The organism is Pseudomonas sp. GW821-FHT09D08 (assembly GCF_059416305.1).
In genome coordinates this window covers 311,373-336,027 of record NZ_JBWKOX010000003.1, presented here as the reverse complement: position 1 = coordinate 336,027, position 24,655 = coordinate 311,373, and the positions used below count along the sequence as shown (strand labels likewise).

Annotated in this window: 25 protein-coding genes; 15 read left to right on the top strand and 10 right to left on the bottom strand. The window is 60.0% G+C overall.

The window, feature by feature from the left end; all coding sequences use genetic code 11:
- Nucleotides 1-42 precede the first annotated feature (42 nt).
- From AC07OP_RS07770 to AC07OP_RS07745, 6 genes are all read left to right on the top strand, one after another.
- Entirely contained in the window at nt 43-1,329 is a 1,287-nt protein-coding gene (locus tag AC07OP_RS07770; RefSeq protein WP_027605591.1) for an ABC transporter substrate-binding protein, read from the top strand.
- An 80-nt stretch (nt 1,330-1,409) separates the two neighbouring features.
- On the top strand, nt 1,410-2,318 hold the full coding sequence (locus AC07OP_RS07765; protein ID WP_003175732.1) for a carbohydrate ABC transporter permease: 909 nt from the start codon (nt 1,410-1,412) through the stop codon (nt 2,316-2,318).
- A complete protein-coding gene (locus AC07OP_RS07760) occupies nt 2,311-3,156 on the top strand; it encodes a carbohydrate ABC transporter permease (protein WP_027605592.1) in 846 nt (281 codons plus the stop codon). The genes AC07OP_RS07765 and AC07OP_RS07760 overlap by 8 nt, the downstream gene beginning before the upstream one ends.
- A gap of 2 nt (nt 3,157-3,158) precedes the next feature.
- The gene (locus AC07OP_RS07755) at nt 3,159-4,319 is read left to right on the top strand and encodes an ABC transporter ATP-binding protein (RefSeq protein ID WP_065939136.1); all 1,161 of its coding nucleotides are present in this window, start codon (nt 3,159-3,161) and stop codon (nt 4,317-4,319) included.
- Between the two features lie 85 nt (nt 4,320-4,404).
- Nucleotides 4,405-5,751 carry a carbohydrate porin gene (locus AC07OP_RS07750; RefSeq protein WP_495100541.1) on the top strand — a complete coding sequence of 449 codons (1,347 nt, stop codon included), beginning with the start codon at nt 4,405-4,407 and terminating at the stop codon, nt 5,749-5,751.
- Nucleotides 5,752-5,854: 103 nt separating this feature from the next.
- Entirely contained in the window at nt 5,855-6,700 is an 846-nt protein-coding gene (locus AC07OP_RS07745) for a D-hexose-6-phosphate mutarotase (protein ID WP_065939135.1), read from the top strand.
- A gap of 77 nt (nt 6,701-6,777) precedes the next feature.
- Here the strand turns inward: AC07OP_RS07745 and AC07OP_RS07740 are convergent, their stop codons facing one another.
- Entirely contained in the window at nt 6,778-7,638 is an 861-nt protein-coding gene (locus tag AC07OP_RS07740) for a MurR/RpiR family transcriptional regulator (protein WP_169898656.1), read from the bottom strand.
- Between the two features lie 219 nt (nt 7,639-7,857).
- Between AC07OP_RS07740 and zwf the strand changes: the two genes are divergently transcribed.
- The 3 genes from zwf to AC07OP_RS07725 are packed head-to-tail and all read left to right on the top strand — an operon-like array spanning nt 7,858 to nt 10,707.
- Entirely contained in the window at nt 7,858-9,324 is a 1,467-nt protein-coding gene (gene zwf, locus AC07OP_RS07735) for a glucose-6-phosphate dehydrogenase (protein WP_027605596.1), read from the top strand.
- Nucleotides 9,311-10,024: a 6-phosphogluconolactonase gene (gene pgl / locus AC07OP_RS07730; protein WP_027605597.1), complete on the top strand. Its 714-nt coding sequence runs from the start codon at nt 9,311-9,313 to the stop codon at nt 10,022-10,024. Before zwf ends, pgl begins: the two co-directional genes overlap by 14 nt.
- Nucleotides 10,025-10,041: 17 nt before the next feature.
- Nucleotides 10,042-10,707: a bifunctional 4-hydroxy-2-oxoglutarate aldolase/2-dehydro-3-deoxy-phosphogluconate aldolase gene (locus AC07OP_RS07725; RefSeq protein WP_495100542.1), complete on the top strand. Its 666-nt coding sequence runs from the start codon at nt 10,042-10,044 to the stop codon at nt 10,705-10,707.
- Nucleotides 10,708-10,807: 100 nt separating this feature from the next.
- Here AC07OP_RS07725 and AC07OP_RS07720 read toward each other — a convergent pair whose 3' ends face one another.
- Nucleotides 10,808-11,983 carry an aminotransferase class V-fold PLP-dependent enzyme gene (locus AC07OP_RS07720; RefSeq protein ID WP_495100543.1) on the bottom strand — a complete coding sequence of 392 codons (1,176 nt, stop codon included), beginning with the start codon at nt 11,981-11,983 and terminating at the stop codon, nt 10,808-10,810.
- Between the two features lie 10 nt (nt 11,984-11,993).
- A complete protein-coding gene (locus tag AC07OP_RS07715; protein ID WP_003213031.1) occupies nt 11,994-12,230 on the bottom strand; it encodes a DUF3820 family protein in 237 nt (78 codons plus the stop codon).
- A gap of 207 nt (nt 12,231-12,437) precedes the next feature.
- Here AC07OP_RS07715 and AC07OP_RS07710 point away from each other — a divergent pair, with 207 nt between their 5' ends.
- The gene (locus AC07OP_RS07710) at nt 12,438-12,905 is read left to right on the top strand and encodes a ferritin-like domain-containing protein (protein WP_010208206.1); all 468 of its coding nucleotides are present in this window, start codon (nt 12,438-12,440) and stop codon (nt 12,903-12,905) included.
- A gap of 147 nt (nt 12,906-13,052) precedes the next feature.
- Here the strand turns inward: AC07OP_RS07710 and AC07OP_RS07705 are convergent, their stop codons facing one another.
- Nucleotides 13,053-13,523 (bottom strand): MaoC family dehydratase, encoded by a 471-nt coding sequence (locus AC07OP_RS07705; RefSeq protein WP_003175719.1) that lies wholly within the window; start codon nt 13,521-13,523, stop codon nt 13,053-13,055.
- A 58-nt stretch (nt 13,524-13,581) separates the two neighbouring features.
- Nucleotides 13,582-14,526 carry an alpha/beta hydrolase gene (locus tag AC07OP_RS07700; protein ID WP_495100544.1) on the bottom strand — a complete coding sequence of 315 codons (945 nt, stop codon included), beginning with the start codon at nt 14,524-14,526 and terminating at the stop codon, nt 13,582-13,584.
- 223 nt (nt 14,527-14,749) lie between these two features.
- On the opposite strand from AC07OP_RS07700, the gene fadD2 reads away from it, so the two are divergent.
- Together fadD2 and fadD1 are read left to right on the top strand one after the other, a co-directional pair.
- A complete protein-coding gene (fadD2, locus tag AC07OP_RS07695) occupies nt 14,750-16,438 on the top strand; it encodes a long-chain-fatty-acid--CoA ligase FadD2 (RefSeq protein WP_495100545.1) in 1,689 nt (562 codons plus the stop codon).
- 336 nt (nt 16,439-16,774) lie between these two features.
- A complete protein-coding gene (fadD1, locus tag AC07OP_RS07690) occupies nt 16,775-18,466 on the top strand; it encodes a long-chain-fatty-acid--CoA ligase FadD1 (protein ID WP_092488910.1) in 1,692 nt (563 codons plus the stop codon).
- A gap of 54 nt (nt 18,467-18,520) precedes the next feature.
- Here fadD1 and AC07OP_RS07685 read toward each other — a convergent pair whose 3' ends face one another.
- Complete coding sequence (locus AC07OP_RS07685; RefSeq protein ID WP_495100546.1) at nt 18,521-18,898, bottom strand: hypothetical protein; 378 nt, start codon at nt 18,896-18,898, stop codon at nt 18,521-18,523.
- A gap of 201 nt (nt 18,899-19,099) precedes the next feature.
- On the opposite strand from AC07OP_RS07685, the gene AC07OP_RS07680 reads away from it, so the two are divergent.
- The 3 genes from AC07OP_RS07680 (at nt 19,100) to def (ending at nt 20,946) form a co-directional block, all read left to right on the top strand.
- Nucleotides 19,100-19,285 (top strand): CsbD family protein, encoded by a 186-nt coding sequence (locus tag AC07OP_RS07680; protein WP_016973106.1) that lies wholly within the window; start codon nt 19,100-19,102, stop codon nt 19,283-19,285.
- Nucleotides 19,286-19,452: 167 nt separating this feature from the next.
- Nucleotides 19,453-20,403 (top strand): YihY/virulence factor BrkB family protein, encoded by a 951-nt coding sequence (locus AC07OP_RS07675; protein ID WP_027605604.1) that lies wholly within the window; start codon nt 19,453-19,455, stop codon nt 20,401-20,403.
- 3 nt (nt 20,404-20,406) lie between these two features.
- Complete coding sequence (gene def / locus AC07OP_RS07670) at nt 20,407-20,946, top strand: peptide deformylase (protein ID WP_027605605.1); 540 nt, start codon at nt 20,407-20,409, stop codon at nt 20,944-20,946.
- Between the two features lie 39 nt (nt 20,947-20,985).
- On the opposite strand, the gene AC07OP_RS07665 is transcribed toward def, so the two are convergent.
- From AC07OP_RS07665 to AC07OP_RS07650, 4 genes are all read right to left on the bottom strand, one after another.
- On the bottom strand, nt 20,986-21,804 hold the full coding sequence (locus AC07OP_RS07665) for a class I SAM-dependent methyltransferase (protein WP_027605606.1): 819 nt from the start codon (nt 21,802-21,804) through the stop codon (nt 20,986-20,988).
- Between the two features lie 60 nt (nt 21,805-21,864).
- Entirely contained in the window at nt 21,865-22,302 is a 438-nt protein-coding gene (locus AC07OP_RS07660) for a GNAT family N-acetyltransferase (RefSeq protein ID WP_495100547.1), read from the bottom strand.
- A 287-nt stretch (nt 22,303-22,589) separates the two neighbouring features.
- Nucleotides 22,590-23,102 carry a hypothetical protein gene (locus AC07OP_RS07655; RefSeq protein WP_495100548.1) on the bottom strand — a complete coding sequence of 171 codons (513 nt, stop codon included), beginning with the start codon at nt 23,100-23,102 and terminating at the stop codon, nt 22,590-22,592.
- A 134-nt stretch (nt 23,103-23,236) separates the two neighbouring features.
- On the bottom strand, nt 23,237-24,646 hold the full coding sequence (locus AC07OP_RS07650) for an MFS transporter (RefSeq protein WP_495100549.1): 1,410 nt from the start codon (nt 24,644-24,646) through the stop codon (nt 23,237-23,239).
- Nucleotides 24,647-24,655 lie beyond the last annotated feature (9 nt).

The window sequence follows — 24,655 nt, the reverse complement described above, 5'->3', positions numbered from 1 at the left end:
AGCTCCAGACTTGCATGCATAACAACAAGAAAAGGTATTCAGATGAACGCGATTAATCGCCTCGCCGTAGCTATTTCCGTTGCCTCGTTGTTTCCCCTCAGTGCATTTGCCGCCGACTCCAAAGGGACGGTTGAAGTTGTGCATTGGTGGACCTCGGGTGGCGAAAAAGCGGCTGTAGATGTCCTGAAGGCCCAAGTCGAGAAAGACGGCTTCACCTGGAAAGACGGCGCCGTCGCAGGTGGCGGCGGTGCCACGGCCATGACCGTGCTGAAAAGCCGCGCGGTCGCCGGCAACCCGCCAGGCGTTGCCCAGATCAAAGGCCCCGACATCCAGGAGTGGGCCTCTACCGGCCTGCTCGACACCGACGTCCTGAAGTCCGTCGCCAAAGACGAAAAATGGGATTCCCTGCTCGACAAGAAAGTCTCCGACACCGTGAAGTACGACGGCGACTACGTTGCCGTACCGGTCAACATCCACCGCGTGAACTGGCTGTGGATCAACCCGGAAGTCTTCAAGAAAGCCGGTATCACCAAGAACCCAACCACCCTCGAAGAATTCTACGCCGCCGGCGACAAGCTCAAGGCCGCGGGCTTCATCCCGCTTGCCCACGGTGGCCAGCCTTGGCAGGACAGCACCGTGTTCGAAGCGGTGGTCCTGTCGGTAATGGGCGCCGATGGCTACAAGAAAGCCCTGGTCGACCTTGATAACGCTGCGCTGACCGGCCCGGAAATGGTCAAGTCCCTGACCGAGCTGAAGAAAGTCGCGACCTATATGGACGTCGACGGCAAAGGCCAGGACTGGAACCTCGAAGCAGGCAAGGTCATCAACGGCAAGGCCGGTATGCAGATCATGGGTGACTGGGCCAAGTCCGAATGGACCGCCGCCAAGAAAGTCGCCGGCAAAGACTACGAGTGCGTAGCCTTCCCGGGCACCGACAAAGCCTTCACCTACAACATCGACTCCCTGGCGGTGTTCAAGCAGAAAGACAAAGGCACTGCCGCTGGCCAGCAGGACATCGCCAAAGTCGTGCTGGGTGAAAACTTCCAGAAGGTGTTCAGCATCAACAAGGGCTCGATCCCTGTTCGCAACGACATGCTGAACAAAATGGACTCCTACGGTTTCGACTCCTGCGCCCAGACCGCCGCCAAGGACTTCCTGGCTGACGCCAAGACCGGCGGCCTGCAGCCAAGCATGGCGCACAACATGGCCACCACCCTGGCGGTGCAAGGTGCGTTCTTCGATGTCGTGACCAACTACATCAACGACCCGAAAGCCGACCCGGCCGACACCGCCAAGAAACTCGGCGCTGCGATCAAGTCTGCCAAGTAACGGTTGACCTTGTGAGGGGGATCCCTGACCCCTCACAAGGCGTGCTTCTGTAGTCCTTTTTCCCTGTATTGGATTTCCCCATGAGTTCTGTTGCTGTGTTCAGCAAAGCCTCGCCGTTCGATGCACTGCAGCGCTGGCTACCCAAACTGGTGCTGGCGCCCAGCATGTTCATCGTGTTGGTGGGTTTCTACGGCTACATCCTGTGGACGTTTGTGCTCTCGTTCACCACCTCTACGTTCCTGCCAAGCTACAAATGGGCGGGTCTTGCGCAATACGAGCGGTTGTTCGACAACGACCGCTGGTGGGTAGCGAGCAAGAACCTGGCGCTGTTCGGCGGGATGTTCATCGGCATCACCCTGGTGATCGGCGTGACGCTGGCGATTTTCCTCGACCAGAAAATCCGCCGCGAAGGCTTTATTCGCACCATTTACCTGTACCCGATGGCGCTCTCGATGATCGTCACCGGTACCGCCTGGAAATGGCTGCTCAACCCGGGCATGGGCCTGGACAAACTCCTGCGTGACTGGGGCTGGGAAGGCTTTCGTCTCGACTGGCTGATCGACCCGGACCGCGTGGTCTACTGCCTGGTGATTGCCGCCGTGTGGCAAGCCTCCGGTTTCATCATGGCGATGTTCCTCGCCGGCCTGCGTGGCGTTGATCAGTCGATCATCCGTGCCGCCCAGATCGACGGCGCAAGCCTGCCGCGCATCTACTGGAGCGTGGTGCTGCCCAGCCTGCGTCCGGTGTTCTTCAGTGCGGTGATGATCCTGGCGCACATTGCGATCAAGAGCTTCGACCTGGTGGCGGCCATGACGGCCGGTGGCCCGGGCTATTCGTCCGACCTGCCCGCCATGTTCATGTACTCGTTCACCTTCAGCCGTGGCCAGATGGGCATGGGCTCGGCCAGTGCAATCCTGATGCTCGGTGCGATCCTCGCGATCATCGTGCCTTACCTCTACTCCGAGCTGAGGACCAAGCGTAATGACTAGTCTCGCTGCCAAACCTGCCATCAGCCTGAGCCGCATCGCGATCTACGCGGTGTTGATCCTCGCTGTATTGCTGTACCTGGTACCGCTGGTGGTGATGTTGCTCACCAGCTTCAAGACCCCGGAAGACATCAGCACCGGCAACCTGTTGAGCTGGCCGACCGTGGTCAGCGGCATCGGCTGGGTCAAGGCCTGGGCCACCGTGGATGGCTACTTCTGGAACTCGCTCAAGATCACCGTGCCGGCCGTGCTGATTTCCACCGCCATCGGTGCATTGAACGGTTATGTGCTGTCGTTCTGGCGCTTCCGTGGTTCGCAGCTGTTCTTCGGCTTGCTGTTGTTCGGCTGCTTCCTGCCGTTCCAGACCGTGCTGCTGCCCGCGTCGTTCACCCTCGGCAAGATGGGCCTGGCCAGCACCACCACCGGCCTGGTGTTTGTGCACGTGGTGTACGGCCTGGCGTTCACCACGCTGTTCTTCCGTAACTACTACGTGAGCATCCCGGATGCGCTGATCAAGGCGGCACGCCTGGACGGGGCCGGTTTCTTCACCATCTTCCGTCAGATCATTCTGCCGATGTCCACGCCGATCATCATGGTCTGCCTGATCTGGCAGTTCACCCAGATCTGGAACGACTTCCTGTTCGGTGTGGTGTTCTCCAGTGGCGACTCCCAGCCCATCACGGTGGCGCTGAACAACCTGGTCAACACCAGCACCGGGGCCAAGGAATATAACGTGGATATGGCGGCGGCGATGATCGCCGGGCTGCCGACCCTGCTGGTCTATGTGATCGCAGGCAAGTATTTCGTGCGCGGCCTGACGGCCGGCGCGGTCAAGGGGTAATCATGGCTACGCTTGAACTTCGCAATGTAAACAAGACCTATGGCGCCGGCCTGCCCGACACCTTGAAGAACATCGAACTGTCGATCAAGGAAGGGGAGTTCCTGATCCTGGTCGGCCCTTCGGGTTGCGGTAAGTCCACGCTGATGAATTGCATCGCCGGCCTGGAGACCATCACCGGCGGCGCGATCATGATCGGCGACCAGGACGTCAGCGGCATGAGCCCCAAGGATCGTGACATCGCCATGGTGTTCCAGTCCTACGCGCTGTACCCGACCATGAGCGTGCGCGAGAACATCGAGTTCGGCCTCAAGATCCGCAAGATGCCCCAGGCCGACATCGACGCCGAAGTGGCGCGCGTGGCCAAGCTGCTGCAGATCGAACACCTGCTCAACCGCAAGCCGGGCCAGCTCTCCGGTGGCCAGCAACAGCGCGTGGCCATGGGCCGGGCCCTGGCGCGTCGGCCGAAGATCTACCTGTTCGACGAACCGCTGTCGAACCTCGACGCCAAGCTGCGCGTCGAAATGCGTACCGAAATGAAGCTGATGCACCAGCGCCTCAAGACCACCACCGTCTACGTGACCCACGACCAGATCGAAGCGATGACCCTGGGCGATAAAGTGGCGGTGATGAAGGACGGCATCATCCAACAATTCGGCACGCCGAAAGAAATTTACAACGACCCTGCTAACCTATTTGTGGCAAGCTTTATCGGTTCACCACCGATGAACTTCGTGCCTATGCGCCTAAAACGCAAGGACGGGAAGTTGGTGGCGCTGCTCGACAGCGGCCAGGCGCGATGCGAATTGCCGCTGGGTATGAACGACGCCGGCCTGGAAGACCGTGATGTGATTCTGGGCCTGCGCCCGGAGCAGATCGTGCTGGCGGCGGGTGAGGGTAATGGTTCGTCGAGCATTCGTGCCGAGGTCCAGGTCACCGAGCCGACCGGCCCGGACACACTGGTGTTTGTGCAGCTCAACGACACCAAGGTCTGCTGCCGTTTGGCGCCTGATGTGGCGCCGCAGGTGGGCGAGACCCTGACACTGCAATTCGATCCATCCAAGGTATTGCTGTTCGACGCCAACACGGGCGAGCGCCTCGGCACTGCTTCTTCATTGCCCGCACAGGGGCATGCGGACAACGTGGCCCAATTCAAAGGTCGCTGAAGTAGTTAAGTTGTTGTTTTATATGAAAAAAGTAACCCGCGTTAGATAAAAACAGTTTAATAACAATAAAGACGAGGATGTAGGGATGAAAAAGCAACACAACAACACTCGGCTGATCTGCCAAATGTCAGCAGCAGCAGCCCTTGTACTGTCCGCCAATGCGATGGCGGCCGATGCATTCAGTGCCGACTCCAAGTGGATGACCGGTGATTGGGGCGGCGAGCGTACCAAGCTGATCGAGCAAGGTATCGACATCAAGGCTGACTACGTAGGCGAAATGGGCGCCAACCTGCGCGGCGGCTACAACGACGACAAGACCGGCCGTTACTCCGACCAGTTTGGGTTGGGCGTGGCGCTGGACCTGCAAAAGCTGTGGGGCTGGGATAACACCCAGGCCAAGATCCAGCTGACTAACCGTAATGGCCAGAACATCTCCAACGACCGCATTGGCGACCCGCGTGCCGGCACGCTGAGCTCGTCCATGGAAGTCTACGGTCGTGGCCACATGGTGCGTCTGACCCAGTTCTGGATTCAGCACCAGATGTTCGACAACAAGCTGGACGTGAAGCTCGGCTACTTCGGTGAAGGCGAAGACTTCAACACCTTCCCGTGCGACTTCCAGAACCTGTCGTTCTGTGGCTCCCAGGTCGGCAACTATGTAAACACCTGGTACAACTGGCCGGTCAGCCAGGCCGCGATCCGCGTGAAGTACAACATCACGCCTGAGCTGTATGCGCAAATCGGTGCGTACAACCAGAACCCGTCGCAGCTGGAGCACGGCAACGGCTTCAAGCTCAGCGGCAGCGGCACCAAGGGCACCGTGATTCCGGTGGAGTTGGTCTGGTCGCCGAAGGTGAATAACCTGCCGGGCGAATACCGTGTGGGTTACTACAAGAGCGCCGCCGATGCTGCTGACGTTCGTGAAGACGTCAATGGCAACGATGCTGCTACCACCGGTGCGGCCTACCGTACCCGCAGCAGCAAAAAAGGCTACTGGTTCGTTGCCCAGCAGCAACTCACCACCCATAACGGCGACGCTTCCCGTGGCTTGAACATCGCTGCCAACGCGACCTTCCACGACAAGGAAACCAACCTGGTCGACAACTACCAGTCGTTGATGCTGGTGTACAAAGGCCCATTCGACGCGCGTCCAAAAGATGACGTCGGCATTGGTGCTGCGCGTCTGCACGTCAACGATGACGTGAAGAAAAACGCCGAACTGCTGAATGCCGCCAACGGCGTGGCCGACTACGACAACCCGCTGTTCTCGCCGATCCGCGAAACCGAGTACAACTTCGAAATCAACTACGGCTTCCACGTCACCAACTGGCTGACCGTGCGTCCCAACCTGCAATACGTTGTCCAACCGGGCGGCGTGGATAAAGTCGACAACGCGCTGGTGGCGGGCCTGAAAATTCAGTCTACGTTCTAACGCTGTTGCGATAAGCTCCTTCTCTCTGTGCGCATTTTGCGGGTAGCCATGGCTATCCGCTTTTTTTTGAGTGGCACTGTGACGATATTCAGGACCGTGGCACATGCATGAGCAACCGCTGCAACGCTTTTTCAAATCCCTGCGCGAGCGTCCGGTGTTCGCCTGGGAGCGCTTTCAGATGCGCGACGTGTTGGTGATCGACCATCCGCTGTGCCAGGCGGTATTCAGTCGCCAGGGCGCGCAACTGCTGCACTTTCAGCCCCGTGGCCAGAAACCCTGGCTGTGGTGCGCGGCCAAGTGGCCGCAAGTCGGCGCCATCCGTGGCGGCATACCGGTGTGCTGGCCGTGGTATGGCCGCCATCCGAGCGAAAACGCTTGGCCGTCCCATGGTTGGGCGCGGTTGATCGACTGGAAGCTGCTCGACAGCAGCAGCGACGACGACGGCGTGCGCCTGCACTGGCAATTGCAGCTGTGCGACTGGCAGGTCGACCTGCACGCGCACCTGGGCGACACCCTGGAACTGCGCCTGAGCACCGAGCATCAGGACGAGTTGCCGTGCCAGTTGAGCCATGCTTTGCACGCTTACTGGCGTATTGGTCACGTCGATGAGATAGCGCTGTCTGGGCTCGACGGCGCGCACGGTTACGACCAGCTCAATCGCCAGGCGTGCCAGCAGGAAGGCGAGTTACGAGTGGATGGCGGGTGCCAGCGGGTGTTCCAGCATGATGGCGAACTGCACCTCAAGGATCACGCCTGGCAGCGTGAACTGTGCATCGATACCGGCGACAGCGCCGACACCGTCGTATGGCATCCGGGCAGCCGGCCACTATTGGGCGTTAGTTTTAACGAGGCGTCGGGGTTTGTGTGCGTGGAGTCGGCGATGGCCGGGGCGAGCCTGGCGCCGGGGGAGCGGGCGCATCTCAGTCTGCAGGCACGGGCGGGAGTCTAGCGTCGTGGCTTATGGCCTCATCGGGGGCAAGTTGAATCGTCCCCGATGAGGCCAGTGAAGCCAGCACACAGGCTGGCTTAGTTGAACTCATCCCCCACCGGATACCGGCTGTCATTCAAGCTCTCTTTGATCTTGCGCAAATGCGGCTGGAAATCCACCCCACGGCGCAAGGTCATGCCGGTGGCCAGCACATCCAGCACCGTCAACTGAATGATCCGTGAGGTCATCGGCATATAGATGTCGGTGTCTTCGGGCAGCGGAATGTTCAGGCTTACGGTACTGGCCTTGGCCAGCGGCGAGTTCTCGGCGGTTACGCCCAGCACCGACGCACCGTTTTCCCGGGCGATACGCGCCACTTCCACCAGCTCACGGGTGCGGCCGGTGTAGGAAATGATCACGAACAACTCGCCCGTGTGGGCCACCGAGGCGATCATGCGTTGCATCAGCACGTCGGCGTGGGCGGTGACCGCCAGGTTGAAGCGGAAAAACTTGTGCAGCGCGTCCATGGCCACCGGCGCCGAAGCGCCCAGGCCGAAGAAGTGGATCTGCCGCGCCTGGATCAACAGGTCCACGGCCTTGCTGATCAGGGCCGGGTCCAGGGCCTGGCAGGCGGCGTCCAGCGAGGCGATGGCGCTGCCAAAGATCTTCTGGGTGTAGGCCTCGGGGTTATCATCGGCCTCCACGGCGCGGCTGACATACGCTGCGCCACTGGCCAGGCTTTGCGCCAACTGCAATTTAAGTTCAGGGTAACCGCTGACGCCGAACGAACGGCAGAAACGGTTGACCGTCGGTTCACTGACCGAGGCGGCCTGGGCAAGGGCTGCGATGGAGAAGCGGGTCGCCTGCTGCGGGTTGAGCAGGATGACCTCGGCCACTTTTTTCTCGGCCTTGTTCAATTCTTCGAGGCGGTTCCGGATCTGTTCCAGAAGATTTCGCACGCGGTCCATTCAGTCTTTCCTTCGGGCGACGATGCAAATAAAGGGTGGCAACCAATCGACGAGTGGCCTTTTGCGGTGGCCTATCCTACTGAGGGTAGCTGAACACCACCACTCGGAATGCGTATTTCCGGAAAATGTTGTGGTTATTACTACATTTTTCCTTGAGTGATGCCTTGAAAAAAGGTATTTGTAGCTTAACTTGATAAAAGAACAAACATCATGCCTTCGATAACCGTAGAACCCTGCACCTTTGCCCTGTTTGGCGCCTTGGGTGATCTGGCGCTGCGCAAGTTATTTCCTGCTCTCTATCAACTCGATGGCGCCGGGCTGCTGCACGACGATACCCGTATCCTGGCCCTGGCCCGGGAAGCCGGTTCCGAGCAGCAACACCTGGCCCATATCGAAAAAGAATTGCGTAAATACGTCGGCAAGGAACTGGACGAGAGCATCGCCCAGCGTTTCCTGGCGCGCCTGACCTATGTCCACGTCGACTTCATGAAAGCCGATGACTACGTGGCCCTGGCGGAAAAGGCCGGCACCGAGCAACGCCTGATTGCCTACTTCGCCACGCCTGCGGCGGTGTACGGTGCGATCTGCGAGAACCTGTCCAAGGTCGGCCTGGCGGAAAACACCCGCGTCGTGCTGGAGAAACCCATCGGTTCGGACCTGGAATCCTCGCGCAAGGTCAACGACGCCGTGGCGCAGTTCTTCCCGGAAAACCGCACCTACCGTATCGACCACTACCTGGGCAAAGAGACCGTCCAGAACCTGATCGCCCTGCGTTTCGCCAACAGCCTGTTCGAAACCCAGTGGAACCAGAACTACATTTCCCATGTGGAAATCACCGTGGCCGAGCAGGTCGGCATCGAAGGCCGTTGGGGCTATTTCGACAAGGCCGGCCAGCTGCGCGACATGATCCAGAACCACCTGCTGCAACTGCTTTGCCTGATCGCCATGGACCCGCCGGCCGACTTGTCCGCCGACAGCATTCGTGACGAGAAGGTCAAGGTGCTCAAGGCCCTGGCGCCGATCAGCCCGGATGGCCTTACCACTCAAGTGGTGCGTGGCCAGTACATCGCCGGCTACAGCGCCGGCAAGCCGGTGCCCGGTTACCTGGAAGAAGAGAATTCCAACACCCAGAGCGACACCGAAACCTTCGTCGCCCTGCGCGCCGATATCCGTAACTGGCGTTGGGCCGGGGTGCCGTTCTACCTGCGTACCGGCAAGCGTATGCCGCAGAAGCTGTCGCAGATCGTCATCCACTTCAAGGAACCGTCTCATTATATCTTCGCCCCCGAGCAGCGCTTGCAGATCAGCAACAAGTTGATCATCCGCTTGCAGCCGGACGAAGGCATTTCCTTGCGCGTGATGACCAAGGAGCAGGGCCTGGACAAGGGCATGCAACTGCGCAGCGGGCCATTGCAACTGAATTTTTCCGATACCTATCGCAGCGCGCGCATCCCCGATGCCTACGAGCGTTTGCTGTTGGAAGTGATGCGCGGCAATCAGAACCTGTTTGTTCGCAAAGATGAAATCGAAGCCGCGTGGAAGTGGTGTGACCAGTTGATCGCCGGGTGGAAAAAATCCGGTGATGCGCCCAAGCCGTATGCGGCGGGGTCCTGGGGGCCGATGAGCTCGATTGCACTGATCACGCGGGATGGGAGGTCTTGGTATGGCGATATCTGAATTGAAACTGCCTCGGGGCGTGACTGCCCACGAGTACCGCACGCCTGTGCTGCTGGCGGACGGCCTGGCCAACGACGTGGCCGAACAACTGCGCGCGGCCATCAGTGCCCGTGGCGAAGCGACCCTGGTGGTGTCCGGTGGCCGCAGCCCCGTGGCGTTTTTCCAGAACCTGGCCAAGCAAGGCCTGGACTGGTCCAAGGTCACCATCACCCTGGCCGATGAGCGCTGGGTGCCGGTGGAACACGCCGACAGCAATGCCGGCCTGTTGAAGCAGCACCTGTTGCAAGGCCCGGCGGCCAAGGCCAGGTTCCTCAGCCTGTACAGCGCCGCCGCCAACCTTGAAGACGCTGCCGAGCAGGCCGATCGCCTGCTGGCCGAGCTGCCGGCCATTGATGTGCTGGTGCTGGGCATGGGCGATGACGGCCACACCGCATCGCTGTTTCCCAACAGCCCGAACCTCGCCGCTGCACTGCAGGCCGACGGTACCCGCCGTTGCTGGCCGATGCTGGCGCCGACCGTGCCGCACCAGCGCCTGACCATGAGTCGCGCATTGCTGGCCACGGCCCACTACACCGCGCTGTCGATTTCCGGCAGTTCGAAATTGACCACCTTGAGCGCCGCGCTGGCCAGTGACGACGTCGCTGCCATGCCGATTCGCGCGTTTTTGCAACCTACTTTAGAGATTTACTGGTGCCCATGAGCCAAGGATCAGCCGCTATGAAAAGCCCTCAACCGACCGTGTCCATGGCGGATAAAGTTGCCCTGATCGACAGCCTCTGCGCCAAGGCGCGGATCCTGCCGGTGATCACCATCGCCCGCGAACAGGACATCCTGCCGCTGGCCGATGCCCTGTCAGCCGGTGGTTTGACCGCATTGGAAGTGACCTTGCGTTCCGAGTTCGGCCTCAAGGCCATTCAGGTGCTGCGTGAGCAGCGGCCTGAACTGTGCACCGGCGCCGGCACCGTGCTCGACCGCCACATGCTTGAAGCGGCGGAAGTCGCCGGTTCGCAATTTATCGTCACCCCCGGCATTACCCGTGACCTGCTGGAAGCCTCGGTGCACAGCCCGATCCCGCTCCTGCCAGGCATCAGCAACGCCTCCGGCATCATGGAAGGCTACGGCCTGGGCTACCGCCGCTTCAAACTGTTCCCGGCCGAGGTCAGCGGCGGTGTTGCCGCGATCAAGGCCCTGGGCGGCCCGTTCGGCGAAGTGAAATTCTGCCCGACCGGCGGCGTCGGCCCGGCCAATATCAAAAGCTACATGGCGTTGAAAAACGTGATGTGTGTGGGCGGTAGCTGGATGCTTGACCCGGAGTGGGTCAAGAACGGCGACTGGGCCCGCATCCAGGAAGTCACCGCGCAGGCGCTGGCGCTGCTGGATTGAGCTGATTCATCGAATCGTTGTTGCTGTGCTTAACGGCATTTTTGCGGTGCACTTGGTCGGTGTACCGCTTTTTTTGCCGGTAAAAACCTGAGGCCCACCTTTAATCTCTGCTTAGCTCGGTAATGGCATTGACCAGGACATTGATGTCCTCCGCCGACGTCACCAACCCCGGTGTCACGCGGATACAGGTACCAAACGCCGCACCGGTGCGCGTGGTGGTAAATAGCCCATAGTCCTTGAGCATGCGATCCACCATCACCTGCTGATCCCGCCCGCTGAACTTGAATGCCGTGATCCCGCAATACAGCCGTGGATCGTCCGGCGTCAGCACCTCGATCCCCGGCAACGGTCGCACCTGGCTCACCCATACATCCCGCAGGTAACTGACCCGCGCACCCTTGGCCGCCGCGCCGCCCATGGCGCGATGTTCTTCAAACACCAACGGCAACGTCATTAACGCGGGGAAATTCGGCGTGCTGTACGACGTACGCGCACGCACGTCGGTGGCGGGGTAGTGGAACTCGCCCATGTCCGGATCAATATCTGCCAGGCGTTCGGGGGCGATATAGAGGAACCCCAGGGTCAGCGGCGCGCCGATCCATTTGTGCAGGTTGAAGCCGGCGAACGCAATGCCCAGTTCGGCGAGGTTGAACTCGATCTGGCCCAGTGCATGGGCGCCGTCGAGGATCACGTCGACGGCATGCTCACGCGCGGCCTTGGCGATGGCCTCTACGGGCATCACCAGGCCGGTGCGGTGGGTCACATGGGTGAGTGCCATCAGCTTCAGGCGCGGGTACCGGGCGAACGCATCGCGATAGGTCTGCACCAGGCTGTCGAAATTGGCCGGGTGGACGTGGGACAGTTCTATCACTTCTACGCCGCGAACCCCCGCCAACCAGCGCATCGCACCTTTGACCGTGTCGTACTCCAGGTCGCTGATCAGCACCTGATCGCCGGGTTGCAGGCGGTTGTAGTTGCGGATCAGCGACTGCAAGGCTTCGGTGGCGTTGTGGGTAAAGGCGACTGCCTCGGGGTCGACGTCGATCAGGCCCGCCAGTTGGCGACGGATCTCGACATTTTCACCTTGCTCGAAGCGCTGGCGCACATACAGCGAGTTGCTGCGGTTGATAAACGCCACGTGCTCCAGGTACTGCGCCTGCACCTCGCGGCTCATACGCCCGAAGTAGCCGTTCTCCAGGTTGATCGGGCCGGGCTCCAGCGCATAGCGCTGGGCGATGGCCTGCCAGTGAGGTTCGTTGTCAGCATTCCTTGGCATGGCGAGTCTCTTAATGGCGGGGGGCGGGTTTGCCGTGTTTAGCGCGTAGCGGTTCCAACAATTCAGACAAGCCGTTGTGGTCGATTTCCTGCATCAATGCCAGCAACCCGCCCAGCTCGCCGTGGGGAAAGCCCTCGCGGGCGAACCAGTTCAGGTAGGGACCCGGCAGGTCGGCGATGATCCGGCCCTTGTACTTGCCGAAGGGCATTTCGCGGGTGATCAGCAGTTCGAGTTTTTCGGGATTCATGGGCTTCATGTGAAGTGAGGCAAGGTCTTCGAAAATACAGGCATTCTGCATGAAGGCCAAATGACAGATCATGCAAATAACGTACATACAGATGGTTCAAATATTTTTAAGTTATTGAAAATAAACATAAAAGTAATTTTTAAAAACCTGGCACGGGCGCTGCAATCATTAAGACAACCCTTCTTCACCTGCCTAAGGAATTGAAAAATGACTGACATCAACAAAGAATCGATCTCCGTACTGAACGACCTGATTGAGACCAGCATCGACGGCCAGAAAGGCTTCAAGGAGTGCGCTGAAGACATCAAGCATCCGGAACTCAAGGCGCTGTTTGCCAAGCGCTCCGCTGACTGCGCTACCGCCGCCGCCGAATTGAAGACCGCGGTGCGTGCCCTGGGCGGTGATCCGGAAGACTCCGGCAGCGTAGCCGGCGCCCTGCACCGTGGCTGGGTCGACGTGAAGTCGATGCTGACCGGTAAGGACGAAGAGGCTGTGCTCAACGAAGCCGAGCGCGGCGAAGACCACGCACTGAAGGCTTACAAAGAAGCCATCGAGAAGATCAACAAGCACAACCTGCTGGGCATTCGTGACCTGGTTGAGCGTCAGTACCACGGCGTGCAACGCAATCACGACCAGGTAAAAGCCCTGCGTAACCAGGCTCGCGCTCAGTCCTAAGCGCTCCTAAGCGCTGCTGTGTAAGACATGTGGGAGGGGGCTTGCTCCCGATAGCGGTGGATCAGTCGATATTTCAATGACTGACACACCGCCATCGGGGGCAAGCCCCCTCCCACATTTGCAGGGTGTTGGACTTGAAAACCGTACTCAGCCAATGCTGATCGGCGGCAGCTCGGTCAAGGTCACGACCTGCTGCTTGCGTGGTGCAAGAATTTCCGCCTCGCCATCCACGACCAGCTCATCGCGCTGGTTGAACACACGGGTGGCAATGCGTACGCGAAACTTTGGCAGCTTCTCGAGGATTTCCAGGCGCACGGTCAGGGTATCACCGATTTTCACCGGTTTCTGGAAGCTCATCTGCTGGCCGATATAGATAGTGCCCGGCCCGGGCAGCTCACACGCAACGGCCGCGCTGATCAGGGCGCCGCTGAACATACCGTGGGCGATACGCTCCTTGAACATGGTCGCCTTGGCGTATTCGGCATCCAGGTGCACCGGGTTGTGGTCGCCGGACATGGCGGCAAACAGCTGGATATCACGCTCTTCGACGGTCTTGCTGTAGCTGGCGGTCTGGCCGACTTCAAGGGCTTCGTACGGGGTGTTGGTTACCTGGGTCATCTCAAGGGTGCATCCTGTGGCTAATCGGCAATTTAACTATCTGATTTTAAACGTAAATTTATTCGCAATGGGTCGGCCTGCGCAAGGTCAGGGCCTGGTCGAGCCACCTCAGCACATCGGCGGTGACTTCGTCGCGATTGGTTTCGTTGAACACTTCGTGACGCGCCTGCGGGTAGATATTCAGTTGCAGGTGCTGGCTGCCGGCCTCCCGCAGGGCATGGGCCAGGCTTTTGAGACGCTTGCCCTCACTGACCGGATCACATTCGCCGCCCATCACCAGGATCGGCAGGCCCGGATCGATCTGGGCGAGATTGGACGCTTTGCTGATTTGCTGCAAGCCGCCGAGCAGATCGATCCATAGTTGGTTGGTACAGCGGAAGCCGCAGAGTGGATCGTTGATGTATTTGTCGACTTCGTTCGGGTCACGGCTGAGCCAGTCGAACGCGGTGCGATTGGGCTTGAATGCCTTGTTGAACGAGCCGAATGACAGGAACTCGATCAATGCACTGCGCCCGCGCGCACCCTGGCGCAGGCGTTCGGCGCGAGCGATCAGCCGAGCGGCACGGTACAGCGCCACCGGCTGGAAATTCGAACCGCTGAGAATCGCTCCATGCAGGCTGGCGCTGTGGTGCAGCAGGTAGGCCTGGGCGATATAGCTGCCCATGCTGTGGCCGAGCAAAATGATCGGCAGCCCCGGATGCTGCTGGCCGATGTGCTGGTTGAGGCTGGCCAGGTCGCCCACCACTTTGTTCCAGCCGTCCTTTTCGGCATACAGGCCCAGCGTACCTTCGTCGGCGGTGCGGCCGTGACCACGCTGGTCCGGCGCATACACGCCATAGCCGGCACTGCACAAGGCTTCGGCCAGCCGCGCATAGCGCCCGCTGTGCTCCGCCATGCCGTGGGACAGCATGACCACCGCCTTGGCCGGGCCGTCGGGCATCCAATGATTGACGTACAGGCGGCTGCGGTCATTCGCGGTCAGCCAGAAGGTGCTGTGGTTCATGGGGTTCCCTTTCTCAAGGTCTGCTCAAGGTCTGCTCGACGTTGTTGCAGTGTATAGCTCATCTGTCAGGCGACGGGGTATCTGCCTGCGCATCAGGGACAAGATTCATACAATCAATGACGCAATTTGCTGTATTTGCCTGTTTGGCCATAGCTGCTAACGTCCCCCAAGCTCCGCTTTCTATAAAAGCGGCCGGACACCTTCAGGTAAGGGGACAAGAATAATGCAACCTGATTTCTGGAATGACAAACGCGCGGCGGGCGTTCCCAATGACATCGACCTGTCGGCCTACAAGTCGGTAATCGAAGTCTTCGAGCGCTCGTGCAAGGCCTTTGCCGACCGTCCGGCATTCAGCAACATGGGCGTCACCCTGACCTACGCCGAGCTTGAGCGCCAGAGTGCGGCGTTCGCCGGCTACCTGCAGCAGCACACCGACCTCAAGCCCGGCGAGCGCATCGCCGTGCAGATGCCCAACGTGCTGCACTACCCGATTGCCGTGTTCGGCGCACTGCGCGCCGGGCTGATCGTGGTCAACACCAACCCGCTGTACACCCCGCGCGAGATGCGCCACCAGTTCAAGGACGCCGGCGTGCGTGCCCTGGTCTACCTCAACCTGTTCGGTTCGCGGGTGCAGGACGTGTGCACCGACACCGAGATCGACTACCTGATCGAAGCCAGGATGGGCGACTTCATGCCCGCCGCCAGAGGCTGGCTGGTCAACACCGTGGTCGACAAGGTCAAGAAGATGGTCCCGGCCTACCACCTGCCGCGTGCGGTGTCGTTCAAGCGCGCCCTACGCATGGGCGCGGGCCTCGGCGTGACGCGCTATCCGGTGAACCTGGACGATATTGCCGTGCTGCAATACACCGGCGGCACCACCGGCCTGGCCAAGGGCGCGATGCTCACCCATGGCAACCTGGTTGCGAACATGCAACAGGTGCGCGCCTGCATGTCCCAGACCGGCGATGATGGCCACCCGCTGATCAAGGAAGGGCAGGAGGTGATGATCGCGCCGCTGCCGCTGTACCATATCTATGCCTTCACCGCGAACTGCATGTGCATGATGGTCTCGGGTAACCACAACGTGCTGATCACCAACCCCAGGGACATCGGTGGGTTTATCAAGGAACTGAAAAAGTGGCGCTTTACCGGGCTGCTGGGGCTCAACACGCTGTTTGTGGCGTTGATGGACCACCCGGAGTTCAAGAACCTGGATTTCTCCCACCTCAAGCTCACCAACTCCGGCGGTACGGCCCTGATCAAGGCCACGGCCGAACGCTGGGAGCAGATCACCGGCTGCTCGATCGGCGAGGGCTATGGCCTGACGGAAACCTCGCCGGTGGCCAGCACCAACCCCTACGGCAACAAATCACGCCTGGGTACCGTGGGCATCCCGGTGCCCGCCACGGCGATGAAGGTCATTGATGACGAAGGCACCGAGCTGCCTCTGGGCGAGCGCGGTGAGTTGTGTATCAAGGGCCCGCAGGTGATGAAGGGCTATTGGCAGCAACCGGCGGCCACTGCTGAGGCCCTGGACGCCGAAGGCTGGCTTAAGACCGGTGACATCGCGGTGATCGACGAAGATGGGTTTGTGCGCATTGTCGACCGCAAGAAGGATTTGATCATCGTCTCGGGTTTCAATGTGTACCCCAACGAAATCGAGGACGTGGTGATGGCCCATCCGGCCGTGGCCAACTGCGCGGTGATCGGCGTGCCGGACGAGCGCACGGGGGAGGCGGTGAAACTGTTCGTGGTGGCGCGTGCAGAAGGGGTGAGCCTTGAGGAATTGAAGGCGTACTGCAAGACCAACTTCACGGGTTACAAGGTGCCCAAGCACATTGTGTTGCGCGACTCGTTACCGATGACGCCGGTAGGGAAGATCCTGCGCAGGGAACTACGCGACATTGCCTGATGTGAAATGCGGTAAAAATGTGGGAGTCGCGGTGCGACGATTCGGCTTGCCCCCTCCCACATTTATCGTGTGTCGTCCTGAAGGCCTTATTCCAGAGCCTTTCATCAACGTATTTCACTTCTGTTTAAAGTGTGACCAAATATTGTAGGACAGTCGTGATTATGACTGCGGGGCCCTCTTTAGGCTCTAGTCGGCCCTTGGCAAAGCTGCTACTCTCGGCGCGCTTTGTGACGTCTAGGCCTGCTTGAAAGCGCCAGATTCACCAAAAAAAACATACACCAATAATAATCGCATCAAATGCGATGATGAATTCGCGTCGCTGAGGAGTGGGCTTCCATGCACGAAGACTTTTGGAAGGATAAGTACCCCGCCGGGATTGCTGCAGAAATCAATCCAGACGAGTATCCGAATATTCAGGCGGTATTGAAGCAGTCCTGCCAGCGCTTCGCCAACAAACCGGCCTTCAGCAACCTGGGCAAGACGATCACCTACGGTGAATTGTACGAATTGTCCGGCGCCTTCGCCGCGTACCTGCAACAGCATACCGACTTGAAGCCCGGCGATCGCATTGCCGTACAGTTGCCCAACGTCCTGCAATACCCGGTCGCCGTGTTCGGCGCCATCCGTGCCGGCCTGATCGTGGTCAACACCAACCCGCTGTACACCGCGCGGGAAATGGAACACCAATTCAATGATTCCGGTGCCAAGGCGCTGGTCTGCCTGGCCAACATGGCCCACCTGGCGGAAAAGGTCGTGCCCAAGACCGCCGTCAAGCATGTGATCGTCACCGAAGTCGCCGACCTGCTGCCGCCGCTCAAGCGCCTGCTGATCAACAGCGTCATCAAGTACGTGAAGAAAATGGTCCCGGCCTATCACTTGCCCAAGGCGATCAAGTTCAACGACGTACTCGCCAAGGGCCAGGGGCAAGCGGTCAACGAAGTCTGCCCGGCCAGCAGCGATGTGGCCGTATTGCAATACACCGGTGGCACCACCGGCGTGGCCAAGGGCGCGATGCTCACCCACCGCAACCTGGTCGCCAACATGTTGCAATGCAAGGCGCTTATGGGCTCCAACCTCAATGAAGGTTGCGAGATCCTGATCACGCCGCTGCCGCTGTACCACATCTATGCGTTCACCTTTCATTGCATGGCGATGATGCTGATCGGCAACCACAACATCCTGATCAGCAACCCGCGCGACCTGCCGGCGATGGTCAAGGAACTGTCGAAGTGGAAGTTCAGCGGCTTTGTCGGCCTGAACACTCTGTTCGTGGCGCTGTGCAACAACGAAGCCTTCCGCAAGCTGGACTTCTCCGCGCTGAAAGTCACCCTGTCGGGCGGCATGGCCCTTCAACTGGCGGCGGCCGAGCGTTGGAAAGCGGTGACCGGTTGCGGCATCTGCGAAGGCTACGGCATGACCGAAACCAGCCCGGTGGCCACGGTGAACCCGATCCAGCATATCCAGATCGGTACCATCGGCATTCCGGTGCCGTCGACCCTGTGCAAGGTCATCACCGACGACGGCGTCGAACTGGCCCTGGGTGAAGTCGGCGAACTGTGCGTCAAGGGCCCGCAGGTGATGAAGGGCTATTGGCAGCGCGAAGACGCCACTGCCGAGATGCTCGACAGCGAAGGCTGGCTGAAGACCGGCGACATCGCGATCATCCAGCCGGATGGCTACATGCGCATTGTCGATCGCAAGAAAGACATGATCCTGGTCTCCGGCTTCAACGTGTACCCCAACGAGCTGGAGGACGTGCTGGCGGGCCTGCCGGGCGTGCTGCAGTGCGCGGCCATCGGTGTGCCGGATGAAAAGTCCGGGGAACACATCAAGCTCTTTATCGTGGTCAAGCCGGGCGCCACCCTGACCAAGGAGCAGGTCATGGAGCATATGCGCGCCAACGTCACCGGCTACAAGGTGCCCAAGGCCGTGGAGTTCCGCGATGCGTTGCCGACCACCAACGTGGGCAAGATCCTGCGCCGCGAATTGCGCGATGAAGAGTTGAAGAAACTCGGTCTTAAAAAGTAATCCGATCCAAATGTGGGAGGGGCTTGCCCCTCCCACATTTTTTTGACCGCGTTCTTACACGACGAACTGCGCGAAGCTCACACCCGCACCCGCCGGCCGCACATCCTTCAAGAACGAATCCTTATCCGCGCTCAGCTCCAGGGTAATCTCCGGCTTGCGCTTGCCCGCGTTGCGCACCACCAGCCCTTCGAGCTTTTCACGCAGGAACACGGTCGGCACCTTCAGGTGCAGCAGCTGGTCGGTCTCGGCGTTGTGCATCAACAGGTGAATCCACTCGTACTGGCCGACGGCAATACGCCCCACCGGCAGATCGAACCACCAGATGTTGCGTTTGCGGTCCAGGTCGGTGAAGTGGCAGTTGTTGACGCCGAGTACGGCACCGCCCAGTTCCTGGTTTCTGCGGGCGATGGCCTGTGCTTTATTGAGTTTCATAACCTTCCTACGGGATCTGTTATTCAGCGTTGGAGCCTGAATGTGCCGGGCATTCTCGTGGGTTGGCTGCAAAACATAAAGCCAAACCTGTCGTTGGCGATGAAATGTTCACCGAAAAATAATTGAAACTCTGCCGAACGGCCTTGGGTCAATCTCTACGTAATGACCAAAACCCTTTGATTGTTCTTTCGGAGAAATACCATGGGCAGCACAGCGGATAAGGCAAAAGGTTTGAAAGACGAAGCCGTCGGTAACATCAAGCAAGGCGTCGGCAAAGTCACCGGCAACGACAAACTGCGCGCTGAAGGCGTCGTGCAGGAAAAGAAAGGCCAGGTTGAAAAAGCCGTGGGCGACACCAAGGACGCGGTGAAAAAAGCGACCAAGTAAGACTGCCATCGTGCAGCCGGACGGCCATCCACGGATGGCCGTTTTTATGTCACATGCAGTGATTAAAGTTTCGAAATTGTTTCAAGGTCGCCAAATAGGCTACCTTGATGTAGAAAACGGCCCCTGAGTCGCCCATGAACCCCCTTTTTGCGGCGAAAGGAGACGCTATGATTTTTCCGGTTCTCGATGGTCTCAAGCTCCACACAGTGCTGGTGCGCACCGTCAAGGAATTCGTCGATGACGAGATGTCCACCTACGCCTCGGCACTGGCCTACCAGATGCTGTTCTCGTTGTTTCCCTTCCTGCTGTTCCTTATCGCCCTGATCGGTTTCCTGCACCTGCCGGACTTTTTCACCTGGCTGCGCCTGCAATCGGAACTGGTGTTGCCGCCCCAGGCCCTGGAGCAGGTCAACCCGGTGATCGACCAGTTGCAGCAATCCAAGGGCGGCCTGCTCTCGGTGGGTATCGTGATTGCCCTCTGGACCGCCTCCGCTGGCGTGCGTCTGATGATGAGCGCCATGAACGCCGCGTACGACGTCGTGGAAGGCCGGCCGATCTGGAAGCGTTTTCCGCTGTCGGTTTTCTACACCATCGGCATCGCCGGCATGCTGCTGGCGGCCGCCGCGCTGATGGTGCTCGGTCCGCAGGTGATGGAATGGCTGGCCGGCCAGATCGGCATGCAGGAATTCGTGGTGACCTTGTGGACCATCGTGCGATGGCCGCTGATCGTGATCCTGCTGATGTTTGCCGTGGCTCTCATGTATTACGTGATGCCGGACGTCGAGCAGAAATTTCGCTTTATTACCCCGGGTTCGGTGCTTGCAGTGGTGGTGTGGATCGTCGCCTCCCTCGGTTTTGGCTACTACGTCAAAACCTTCGCCGACTACAACGCCATGTATGGCAGCATCGGTGCGATCATCGTGTTGCTCCTGTACTTCTACATTTCCGCCGCCGTGCTGTTGCTGGGGGCGGAGATGAATGCCGTGATCGAGCACATGTCGGCCGAAGGCAAGGAGCCAGGCGCAAAGGATTTCGATGAGCCCGCGCCCGCGCACGAAAAACAACATGTCTCCGGCCTCGGCCGCGACCACTCCAAACCCACTACCGATGAAGTCTGATCGATGATCCGTGAAATCCTGAAAATGGGCGATGAACGCCTGCTGCGTATCGCCCCACCGGTACCGCCGGAAATGTTCGACAGCCCCGAGCTGTGGCAATTGATCGACGACATGTTCCAGACCATGGAGCACGTGGGCGGCGTCGGCCTGGCCGCGCCGCAGATTGGCGTCGACCTGCAACTGGTGATCTTTGGGTTCGAAGCCAGCGAGCGCTACCCGGATGCGCCGCCGGTGCCGCAGACCATCCTGATCAACCCATTGATCACGCCGCTCAGCCCGGTGCTGGAAGAAGGCTATGAGGGCTGCCTGTCGGTGCCTGGACTGCGTGGCGCGGTGGACCGTTACCAGCAGATTCGCTACGAGGGGTTTGATCCGAAGGGCGAGCCGATCGTACGTTTTGCCGATGGCTTCCACGCGCGGGTGGTGCAGCATGAATGCGATCACCTGATCGGCCGGCTTTACCCCTCGCGCATTACCGACTTCAGCAAGTTCGGCTTTATTGAAGTGATGTTTCCCGACATGGACCCAACCGCTGACGAGTAATCGCCGGCCCGTTGAGAACATAATCTGGGAGGGAGCAGGTTATTTGGCCGGTTTGACGAACCGTAACGTCATCCGGTCCGACTCGCCAATCGCGACATACTTCGCCTTATCCTGCTCCCCCAGCTTCAACGTCGGCGGCAACGTCCACACGCCGGCGGGATAATCCTTGGTGTCCTTCGGGTTGGCGTTGACCTCACTCTGGCCTGCCAGCTTGAACCCCGCATCGGTGGCCAGTTTCACCACCTGGGCGGTGGTCAGGTAACCGCTGTCCTTGATCGCCTCCAGCTCGGCCCCGTCCTTGGCTCGGTGATCTTCCACACCCAGCACGCCACCTGGTTTCAACACCGTGTAAAACGCGCGGAACGTGGCCTCGGCGGTATCGGCCAGCACCCAGTTATGCACATTGCGGAACGTCAGCACGGCGTCCGCCGAAGCAGGTTTGCCGAACACCGGTGCCTTGGGGTCGAACTCGACCACGACTGCCTTGGCATAGCGCGTCGGGTCGGCGGCGAATTTGTTTTTCAGGTTCTCTTCGGACGTGCGCGCATAGGCGCTGCTGCTTGGCGCTTGCACGGCGGCGATGTAATGCCCGTGATCCTTGAGCAACGGCGCCAGCAGTTCGCTGTACCAACCGCCCCCTGGAGTAATTTCGATCACCGTCTGCCTGGCGCCCAGGCCAAAGAATTCCAAGGTCTGCTGCGGGTGGCGATAGCCGTCGCGGGCGCTGTTGGCCGGGTCGCGCCAATTGCCGGCCAACACGCTGGCGTATTGCTGGGCGCTGATCGGTGCGTCGGCGGCCTGGCTGAACGTGGGAACGAGGAGGGCGGTAAGGGACAGAGCTGCAAAGGTCGCTTTCATGATCATCCGAAAAGTGGGCCACTGTGTCGCCGAGGCTAGCATGGGGCCCATACGGGGCGATCACACATTATCCGAGGACGACCTCACTAAACGATCTAAGCCCATCGCGATCATCGGTTTGTTGCGTTTGTAGCGCACCAGCCGCTCGCTGAGGGATTGCGGCAATAGCGTGTCCTGGGTGAAACCCATGCGCTGATACAAACCTTCCAGGTCCGGATGGCACAACAACCACAGCGTGCCTTGCACCTCGGCCGCCGCCGCGGCTATCAATCGCCCCGCCAACCCCTGGCCGCGATACGCCGGGTCGACAAACACGCCGGTCAACCACTGTCCGCCGACCACGGGTGTCAGGCACAGACCGGCGACAATCTCGCTGTCGCGCGCTACCCACAAACGCCCGCCCTTGAGCGCCTTCATCGATGAGTCATGGCTGCGATAAAACTTGTTCAGCAGTGGCCACAGCGGCTCAGCCAGGGGGGCGATGTGCAGTTCGGGCATGGTGTTTGGGCAACATAATCAAGGGCCGGGGATTATAAGCGCCTTCTGTGCGGCAATAGGTGGTATACCCAGTGTTACATCCCCTGTAAGTGGAGCATGCATCATGGCCAAAGGTATGGATTCAAAGAAAGCCGCGAAGAAGAAACCGGCAAAGACCGCCGACGAAAAACGCGCCGACAAGAAAGCCAAGAAAACCGAGACAGGCCTGTTCGGTCACTGAGTTAATGATCATTCCCACGCACCCGCGTGGGAATGCCGCCAGGGACGCTCGGCGTCCCACCTGTGGCTTAGATCGCCGCCAGGGTTTCTTTCACTGCCTGCGCCTGCGGTTCAGTGGTCTTCGCCGCTACCTGCTGCTCTTGCTGCTGCTTCAAACGCTCGGCCACTTGCTTGGAAATGGCGTCCTGCTTTTCCTGCGACATGTTCTGCACATCCGCCTCGGTCAACCCCTGTTCCTTGAGCAATTGCTCACGGATACGCTCGGCCGGGGTTTTGCTCATGTAATCGGTGAAGTCTGCGCGGGCGGAGCTGGTGGTGGAGCCGGTGGCGGGGACATCCGTCGTCACCGTGGTGGCCGCTGTGCTGGCCTGCAACTGCACGCGGGTCTTGGCGAAAGCTTCGTCGATGCGATCACCCGCCTTGTCCAGATCCTTCTGTGCGGCCGGCAGGGTCACGCTTTGCTGCGCCGCTTGCAGGGCACCGCTGTACAGCGTGCTGGCGGCGGCGTTGGCGGGGTCCATGTCGGGACGCGTGATCTTTTGAAGGGTCGACACGGCTTGGGGGTTGTTGTTAACCAGCATGATCGGTCACCTGGGAAAATGTTCGGTGCCATAGCGGGAGCAAATAACATGCCGGGTCCGATAACCCCCGGTTTGACTGGATTTGGCCTGGCCGCCGCGGCAAACATTGTCCCGCAGGCGGCCAACCGTTGCCGTTAATGGGCGATATTTTCCAAGGCCAGGTTGCGCGTACGTGGGCCGAACCAACTGATGGTAATCATCACGATCAGCATGCTGCTGGCAATAAACGCCAACACACCGGGTGTGCCCAGGTGTTCGAGGATAAAACCGATCAACAGGCTGCTGAACACCGTCGACAAGCGACTGAACGAATAGCAGAACCCCACCGCCCGCGCGCGGATATTGGTCGGGAACAGCTCGCTCTGGTAGGAGTGGTAACTGAAGCTCAGCCAGGCGTTGCAGAAGGTGATCATCACCCCGCAGATCACCAGCCCCACCGCCGTGGTCTGCAACGCGAACAGGCTGCCGAAGATCACCGCACCCATGGCGGAGCCGACGATCTGCCATTTGTTTTCAAAGCGGTTGGCCACCTTCACAAACAGCAACGGCCCCAGCGGGTAGGCGAGGGTGATGATAAAGGCGTACAGCAAGCTGTGGGTCACGCTGACACCCTGGCCCGAAAGCAGTGCCGGCAACCAGTTGCCGAAACCAAAGAAGCCGATGGCCTGGAACACATGGAACACAATCAGCATCAACGCACGGCGGCGGTACGGCGGTTGCCAGATGTCGGCAAAACGGCCACTGCCTTGCACGCTGACGGCTTCGGGTTCGTGTTCATCCAGCGGTTTGCCATGGTCTTTCCGGCAGCGTGCCTCCAGGGTGTCCATGATCCTGCCGGCTTCTTCGAAGCGACCTTTCTGCGCCAGCCAGCGCGGTGATTCCGGCAGGCGCTTGCGCAGTTGCCAGATAAACAGCGCAAACACCGCACTGCTCAGCACCACCCAGCGCCAGCCAGACACCCCGAACGGTGCCTGGGGCACCAGCCACCATGACATCAATGCCACGGCCGGCACCGACAGGAACTGGATGAAAAACGCAAAGGCAAACGCCGAGCTGCGCATGCGCTTGGGCACCAGTTCCGACAGATAGGCGTCGATGGTCACCAGCTCGATGCCCAGGCCGATGCCCACCAGGAAACGCATGCCGATAATGCCCAGCGCGGATGTCTGAATGCCCATCAACACCGTGGCGACGGTGTACCAGATCAAGGCAAAGGTGAAGATCGCCCGGCGCCCGAAGCGGTCGGCAATCGGGCTGAGCAGGCTGGCGCCGAGGAACAGGCCGAGGAAGGTCGCCGAGGCGAACGCCGCCTGGTCGGAGAAGCCAAACACGCCCTCGCTGCCGGTGTGGAAAATCCCGTCACTGATCAGGCCGGGGCTGATGTAGGCGGTCTGGAACAAATCATACAGCTCGAAAAAACCGCCGATCGACAGCAGCGCCACCAGGCGCCAGACCGTGGCAACGGCGGGCAGGCGGTCGATACGCGCGCTGATATGGGCGGCGCGGATCGGGTCGATGCCGTCTGTAGCAGGGAGTGCAGGCATGGCGGGGAA